The sequence below is a fragment of the Deltaproteobacteria bacterium HGW-Deltaproteobacteria-6 genome (assembly GCA_002840435.1).
Taxonomy (GTDB): Bacteria; Desulfobacterota; Syntrophia; order Syntrophales; family Smithellaceae; genus UBA8904.
Genome location: PHAT01000038.1, coordinates 1 through 1391 on the forward strand (window position 1 = coordinate 1; position 1391 = coordinate 1391).

2 protein-coding genes are annotated in these 1391 nt (G+C 51.7%); both read right to left on the reverse strand.

Annotation, left to right across the window (positions count from 1 at the left end; all coding sequences use genetic code 11):
* Positions 1-1014 (reverse strand): 5-methyltetrahydrofolate--homocysteine methyltransferase (locus tag CVU71_18650; GenBank protein PKN16607.1); only part of this gene is annotated, 1014 nt, incomplete at its 3' end.
* Between the two features lie 187 nt (positions 1015-1201).
* Positions 1202-1391 (reverse strand): hypothetical protein (locus CVU71_18655; GenBank protein ID PKN16608.1); only part of this gene is annotated, 190 nt, incomplete at its 5' end.

The window sequence follows — 1391 nt, forward strand, 5'->3', positions numbered from 1 at the left end:
CTCCTCCTGCAGGGCTTTTTTGCCCGTCGGATTGATTCTTTCTCCGATAACAAAGAGCGGTTGATTTTCATCCAGATGCAAAAAGCTCCGCGAGGAACTCAGGGCGGCTAGTGAAGCACGGTTTGGTTTTGCCGGTTTTCTGCCACCGATGGCCTTTGCCAAAGCCGCGATATGTTCCGGTGTTGTCCCGCAGCATCCACCCAGCAGATTGGCACCGGCGGACAGCAGTTTTCGGGCATGGCCGGCAAACGTTTTGGCGTCCATGTCAAAGACCGTTTTTAAACCTTCAAGCCGGGGAATTCCGGCATTGGGTTTGGCCAGCAGAGGAACCGTAGCGTAGGGCTTCATCGCGGCAATAAACTCCGCCATCTGTTCGGGACCGGCGGAACAATTGCACCCCACGGCATCCGCGCCCAGACTTTGCAGGGTGATGAGCGCACTCTCCGGAGGAGTGCCCCCCAGCGTATGCCCGTCTTTTTCAAACGTCATGGACGCCATGGTGAAGATATCCGAAAGCTCTTTCACTGCCAGCAGGGCCGCACGCGTTTCCTGTATGTCAATCATGGTTTCGATCACGATCAGATCGCAGCCGCCGTCGATCAGACCTCGCGCCTGTTCTTTGAACGCATCCACGGCTTCCTCAAATCCGAGCGGACCGAAAGGTTCAACGAATAAACCGGTAGGGCCGATATCCCCGGCAACGAGCGCTTTTTTTCCGCAAGCCTGTCTGGCCAGGCGTGCGAGCTCCAGGTTCACCGAATAAACATCTTTCTTTACGCCGTATTGTTTTAGCTTGAAGCGATTTGCGCCGAAGCTGCAGGTATAGATAATCTGAGCTCCCGCTTTCACGTAAGCTGCGTGAACATCCTGAATGACCGACGGGTTTTTCAGACACCAGATTTCAGGGCAGGCACCCGCCGGTAATCCGTTCTTTTGCAGTTCGGTGCCGGTTGCCCCGTCCAGAATAACCACCTGTTTATTCAGAAGATTCTTAATTTTAATGTTTTTATTCACAATTACCCCTGAACAGGATGCATTTTTGTTAAGATTCAGTCCCTATACCATCTTTGGAACAAGAAGTGGAATCTTTTTTTTAGTCTCAATAATCACTAAATCCTCTTGAACATCAAGGAATTATCTTTACATCATGTTATGTTGGATGCCGGTTGAAAAGCCCGATATGTGGATGTTGCAGGCTTTCTTAGGAAGCCTGGGGTTCTTTAAAGGAAGAAGCTCTTTTGGCGCGGGAACGTTTTATGGCGGATTGCTTTTTTGCCGGTTCCTGTGGTTCTGACATTTTACCAAAAACAGGGTGCCGGCGGGCGGCCAGTCGCACGAACATGCTGCCCATCTGACCGTAAGAGATGCCTGCAACTTCCGCAGCGCAGGCC